Source organism: Herbaspirillum sp. B65, from assembly GCF_000333555.1.
GTDB lineage: Bacteria > Pseudomonadota > Gammaproteobacteria > Burkholderiales > Burkholderiaceae_D > Herbaspirillum > Herbaspirillum rubrisubalbicans.
This window is the reverse complement of the sequence record NZ_BADI01000675.1, coordinates 1-5176: the sequence shown is the minus strand read 5'-3', so window position 1 is coordinate 5176 and position 5176 is coordinate 1. Positions and strand designations below refer to the sequence as shown.

General features: G+C 65.0%; 3 protein-coding genes and 2 pseudogenes. 2 read left to right on the top strand and 3 right to left on the bottom strand.

Annotated elements, in window-relative coordinates:
* Positions 1-19: 19 nt before the first annotated feature.
* A pseudogene (locus I5W_RS16040) lies at positions 20-607 on the top strand (VIT1/CCC1 transporter family protein); the annotation flags it as partial.
* Between the two features lie 3 nt (positions 608-610).
* Here I5W_RS16040 and I5W_RS16035 read toward each other — a convergent pair.
* The 3 genes from I5W_RS16035 to I5W_RS16025 all read right to left on the bottom strand — a co-directional run bounded on the left by I5W_RS16035 (position 611) and on the right by I5W_RS16025 (position 4940).
* Positions 611-1024, bottom strand: a complete 414-nt coding sequence (locus I5W_RS16035) for a DUF2306 domain-containing protein (RefSeq protein WP_083893555.1) — start codon at positions 1022-1024, stop codon at positions 611-613.
* A gap of 103 nt (positions 1025-1127) precedes the next feature.
* Positions 1128-3185: a hybrid sensor histidine kinase/response regulator gene (locus I5W_RS16030; protein WP_044529979.1), complete on the bottom strand. Its 2058-nt coding sequence runs from the start codon at positions 3183-3185 to the stop codon at positions 1128-1130.
* Between the two features lie 273 nt (positions 3186-3458).
* Positions 3459-4940: an AsmA family protein gene (locus I5W_RS16025; RefSeq protein ID WP_256380785.1), complete on the bottom strand. Its 1482-nt coding sequence runs from the start codon at positions 4938-4940 to the stop codon at positions 3459-3461.
* Here I5W_RS16025 and I5W_RS16020 point away from each other — a divergent pair.
* Positions 4921-5176, top strand: a pseudogene (locus I5W_RS16020) (4Fe-4S binding protein); the annotation flags it as partial. The gene I5W_RS16025 and the pseudogene I5W_RS16020 sit on opposite strands and share 20 nt — an antisense overlap.

The window sequence follows — 5176 nt, the reverse complement described above, 5'->3', positions numbered from 1 at the left end:
GACCGCCAGCCTGCTGTAGGGCGTGGTCGCGGCCAATGCCAGTCATGACAATGTCCTGCTGACCGGGGTGGCCGGACTGGTCGCCGGCGCCATGTCGATGGCCACCGGCGAATATGTGTCGGTACACTCGCAAGCCGACAGCGAAAAGGCCGCCTTGAGCCAGGAACAGGAAGAACTGGCCACCGACCCCGAAGGCGAGCATCGCGAACTGATGGGCATCTACATGCGCCGCGGCCTGAACCAGGAAACCGCGCACCTGGTCGCTACCCAATTGATGGCCCACGATGCGCTGGACGCCCACGCCCGCGATGAGCTCGGCATCTCCGAAACCACCGCGGCACGACCGGTACAGGCGGCGCTGGTCTCGGCCTTGAGCTTTGCAGTGGGTGCCGCCTTGCCGCTGGCCGTGGTGCTGTTGGCCCCGGCTGCGACCCTGCTGCCGGCCATCGTCATCGCCGCCCTGCTCTCGCTGGCGGTGCTGGGTGCGGTGGCCGCCAAGACGGGCGGCGCCAATCTGTGGAAGGGCGCGTTGCGCGTGAGTGTATGGAGTTCGCTGGCCATGGCTTGCACGGCGGCCATCGGTTCCTTCTTCGGCGCCGCGCTCTAGGGCTTACAACCACCCCAGCCATTGCCCCCAGACCAGTTGCCCCAGGTAGCGCGAAGGCAGCAGCGTGAAGGCACCGGCCACCACGCAGGCACCGAGATAGACGCGCTGCATGATGCGCCGGTGCAGCGCGATATCTCCCCTTATCACCGCGCAGATCCCGCGATAGAGCAGGAAAGCCGTCACCGGCACCAACAAGTGCAAGGGGGTATAGCCGGCGATGTTGGGCAAGTCATGGGAGCGGATGAACAGTGCCGAGCACACCGTGGCCACCATGCAGGTGAACCAGGCATAGCCCAAGGCGCGATGCCAGCGCGGCCGCACGGTGCGGCTCAGGCGGGTCCATAGGGCGAGTGGACCGATCAGGACGGCGGCAAGGGTAGCAGCGAGATGAAGTGTTACCACGGGTGTGAGGGGCATGGCGAGTCTCCTGGTCATGGATGCCAGGATTGTGCTTGCCCTGCTTCGATCCCCCCAGCGCGATGCGACGAACTGCCGTCAACGACGCCTGAAATGCATGGACTTAGCCTCCCATGGCCGGTCCAGCCATGTCATCGCCCACCAGCTCCCTGACCCTGCGCGCCAGCACATCGGCCGCAAACGGCTTGGTCAGCACCTGCATTCCGCGCTCCAGATGACCGTGATTGAGTACCGCATTTTCGGCATAGCCGGTCACGAACAGCACCGGTAATTCCGGGCGCGGGGCGCGGATGGCGTCGGCCAGTTGGCGGCCATTCATGCCATTGGGCAGGCCGACGTCGGTAATGAGCAGATCAAGCTCGGGATAAGCACTCAAGACCTTCAGCGCCGTCGGTCCATCTTCGGCTTCCAGCACGCGATAGCCGAGATCGCTCAAGACTTCCACCGTGACCATGCGCACCAGCGGTTCATCATCCACCACCAGGATGGTCTTGCCACCGTGCAGGGCCGGGGCGCTGCTGTCCTCAGGCAGCACCAGGTCTTCAGCCCCAGCCTCGCCCAGGTGGCGCGGCAGGTAGATGCAGAGGGTGGCGCCATGGCCGAGTTCGGAATAGATGCGTACCGCACCGCCCGACTGGCCGGCAAAGCCATAGACCATGGATAGCCCCAGGCCAGTGCCCTGCCCGGTCGGCTTGGTGGTGAAGAAGGGATCGAAGGCGCGCGCCACCACCTCGGGCGACATGCCGGTGCCGGTGTCGCTCACGCATAGTGAGACGTATTGGCCAGGGGCCACGCCGCGCTGCATGGCAGCCATGTCGTCCAGCCAGCGATTGGCGGTCTCGATGGTGAGACGGCCACCGTGAGGCATGGCGTCGCGGGCATTGATGCAGAGGTTGAGCAAGGCGTTTTCCAATTGACCAATGTCCACGAAGGTATGCCACAGGCCACCGGCGGCCACGGTTTCCACCGTGATGGCCGGGCCCACGCTGCGGCCGATCAGTTCGTGCATGTCGGCCACGATGCGGTTCAGGTCGGCCGGCTTAGGGTCCAGCGTCTGGCGCCGGGAAAACGCCAGCAGCCGCTGCGTCAGTGCAGCGGCGCGCTTGACGGCCGATTGGGCGCCGTTGAGGTGGCGCTCGATGTCGGAAATACGGCCTTGGGCCAGGCGCACTTTCATCAGTTCCAGGCTGCCGCTGATGCCGGCCAGGATATTGTTGAAGTCATGCGCCAGGCCACCGGTGAGCTGGCCGACGGCTTCCATCTTCTGCGCCTGACGCAGCGCTTCCTCGGCTTCCAGCAGCGCAGTGGTGCGCTCCTGCACGCGCTGTTCCAAGCTGTCGTTGAGGGTACGCAAGGCCGCCAGGGCACGGTCGCGTTCGGCTTCGACAGCGCGCCGGCCCTCGATGTCGATCAAGACTCCGGGGAAGGTGCTGGGTTCGCCCTCCGGTGTCAACTCAACCCGGCCATTGGCCTCCAGCCAGTAATAGCGGCCATCGCGGCGGCGCGTGCGGTACTGGTGGGCATAGGGGCCGCCGCGCGAGAGTGCCTCGCGGATGCGGGCGGCCAGCAGGTCGCGGTCATCTGGATGCACGGCCTCCATGACGTCGGCAATGCACAGGCGCGAGAGATCGCGCTCCGGTGCCAAGCCGAAGGCGCGGGCAAAACCTTCGTCCACGTTGAGGCGGTCGGAGGGAATGTCCCAGATCCAGGTGCCGATGATGGCGCCGGCTTCCATGGCCAGTTGTACGCGCTGCACATTCTCGCGCAAGGCGGTTTCGGTGCGGCGCCGCGCGGTGATGTCGCGAAACAGCACCGAGACCTGGCGCATCTCGACCGGTCCCACGCGGGTGGCCGAGACTTCGATGTGGCGACCGACTGCCTGGAACTCCTGTTCGAAGCGCAGTGGCTGGCCAGTCAACAGCACCTGGCCGTAGACATCCAGCCAGACCTGGGCATTGTCGGGTTCGATTTCGCGCAAGCGCTTGCCGACGATGCCTTCGATGCCGGTGTGGCGGTGATAGCCGGAATTGGCTTCGATATGGACATAGTCACTGAGGGGACCATGCGGTCCATCGATGAATTCGATGATGCAGAAACCGTCATCGATCGCCTCCAGCAGGGCGTGACGGTAGGCACTGCTAAGGGGATGTTTGCCATCCATTGCCGCTTGCTGATCCAAGGTAACGCCTTTCCTGGTGGACTTGTATTGATGAGCGTCATCCGCCAACGGCAGCGTCGTCACGGTAGAGCTTGTCGGCATGGTAATGGAAACCTCGGCCCAGCGGCGAGCTTCCCGGACAAATCCCCCACCCTGACCGGCAATGCGCTGAGCGCTGGCCGGCTCGGTCTTGTTGATTGGCATCTATGACCGCCGCTCCACCAAAATGCTCCCCGCCTGGCCAAATATTGCTGTGGCGCTGGCACGATGCAATGCCTACTGTGCCGGATGCGGCGCGCAATCGTCCGGGATTGCCTGGCCGGGGGTGACCAGCGGGATTACCGCCGCCACCGGCGCCACCAGCGCCAGTGCAGCGGCCGCCCCGGCGCGTGCGGCCAGGCCGCTCTTGCTGGCGCCGATGTCCGGCTTGGCAAAGCTGCCGCGTACATACAAAGGGGTGCGCAGCGACAGGATGCGCAGCTGCTTGGTCCGTGGATAGACGTTCAGGGCCAGGCTCTGTTTGCCCAGGTCGACCTCGCCGCTGATGTCGATGGCCGCGTCCTCGGTATTGAGGATGCCGCGCCGGACCTGGGCCAGTCCGCTCTGGATGCGCACATCGGCCGCACCGCACAGCAGCTTGACCTGCTGGTCCCGATAGAGCTTGGCGAAGACGGCATTGGCCAGGTTCAGCCCGGCCGCTTCCAGAATGAACTGGCTGATGGTGCCCTGGCTGAGATCGGCCTGGATCTCGCCATTGGCGCTGGCCAGCATGGCAGCCACCGAATTGCCTTGGCCAGTCAGCGTAGCCTGGCCATCGAGCTTGCCGAAGCTGGCATCGAGCTTGGCCAGGCGAGGAAATAGCTGGCGCACTTGCAGTTCGTGCAGGCGCACTTGCAGGTGCGAAGCGATCTCGGACTGGCGGCCATCCAGGCTGAGTTCGCCTTCGCCCTTGCCGCCAGCCATGCTGAAACGCAGCGGTGCGGCAGTGAGCACCTGGTCCTGCAGGCGCAGCGTGACGCTGGCGTCCTGCCACTCCAGATCAGGACGCCATTGCACGCGCTTGGCTCGCAGGGAGATATCGGCATTGAGCTTGGCCCAGCGTTGTGGCTGGGCGGGTTTTTCGGGCAGCACGCGCGACTTGGATGAGCCGCCCGCTTGCTTGGGCCCGGCTGCCGGAATATAGTCAGAGAGGCGCAGCAGAGCAGCCTGGGCCTGCACCGTCAGATGATTCTTGGGTGGTCCACGGTAATAGGTGGCATCGCCGGCAAAATCGCTATCGCCGACCTTGCCACGGAAGTGTTCGTAGCGCCAGTTCCAGGCCCGGGTCTCGGTATCGACACGGGTGATGGTCAGTTGACCGTTGGTACTGAAAGGCTGGGTCGAAGGCAGCGGTATCCCTGTTGCCGCATACAGGCGATCCAGGCTGTCACCGCTCAAGCGGATGCGCAGGTCGGCGCGCTGCAAATGGTGAGGCTCGATGAGATTGCCGTGGATGATGGTCTGCACCGCCCCTACCTCACCCTCGGCTTGCAGCGGATAGACGCTGCCTTGGTTCAACAGATCCGGCAAGGCGCCGCCACGGAGCTGGCCCTGCACCGGCGCCTGTCCATAGCGACCGCTCACGGCCGCCTGCAGCACCAGGGCGCCATCGTCGCGCTGATCACGCTGATCACGCAGCGCGGCAGCACGATTGATATCTGATGTCAGTGGTCTGACATCAAAGCGCAAGTCCAGGTCGGCGGGCTGCGGTGTCTTCATCGGCCTGTCGGCCACCACCATCAGCCTGTTGCGCGCCGAGCACTGGCCGGTCGACTGGGCCAACGACGTGCGCGCCGCCTTGCTGGCCACCATGACCCTGTGGAGCCTGTGGCTGTGCTGGAAGGTGGTGGCGCGCCATGCCACCCACTGGTGGCAGCAGGGGCTGGCCATGCTGCCCTTGATGGGGGCTCTGGCGCTGGTGAATACAGCCTGGTGGCTGATGTTCTGGGGCTGGT

Coding starts and splice junctions, on each gene's coding strand:
- I5W_RS16035 (WP_083893555.1), bottom strand. CDS start 1,024: ATGCCCCTCACACCCGTGGTAACACTTCATCTCGCTGCTACCCTTGCC.
- I5W_RS16025 (WP_256380785.1), bottom strand. CDS start 4,940: ATGAAGACACCGCAGCCCGCCGACCTGGACTTGCGCTTTGATGTCAGA.
- I5W_RS16030 (WP_044529979.1), bottom strand. CDS start 3,185: ATGGATGGCAAACATCCCCTTAGCAGTGCCTACCGTCACGCCCTGCTG.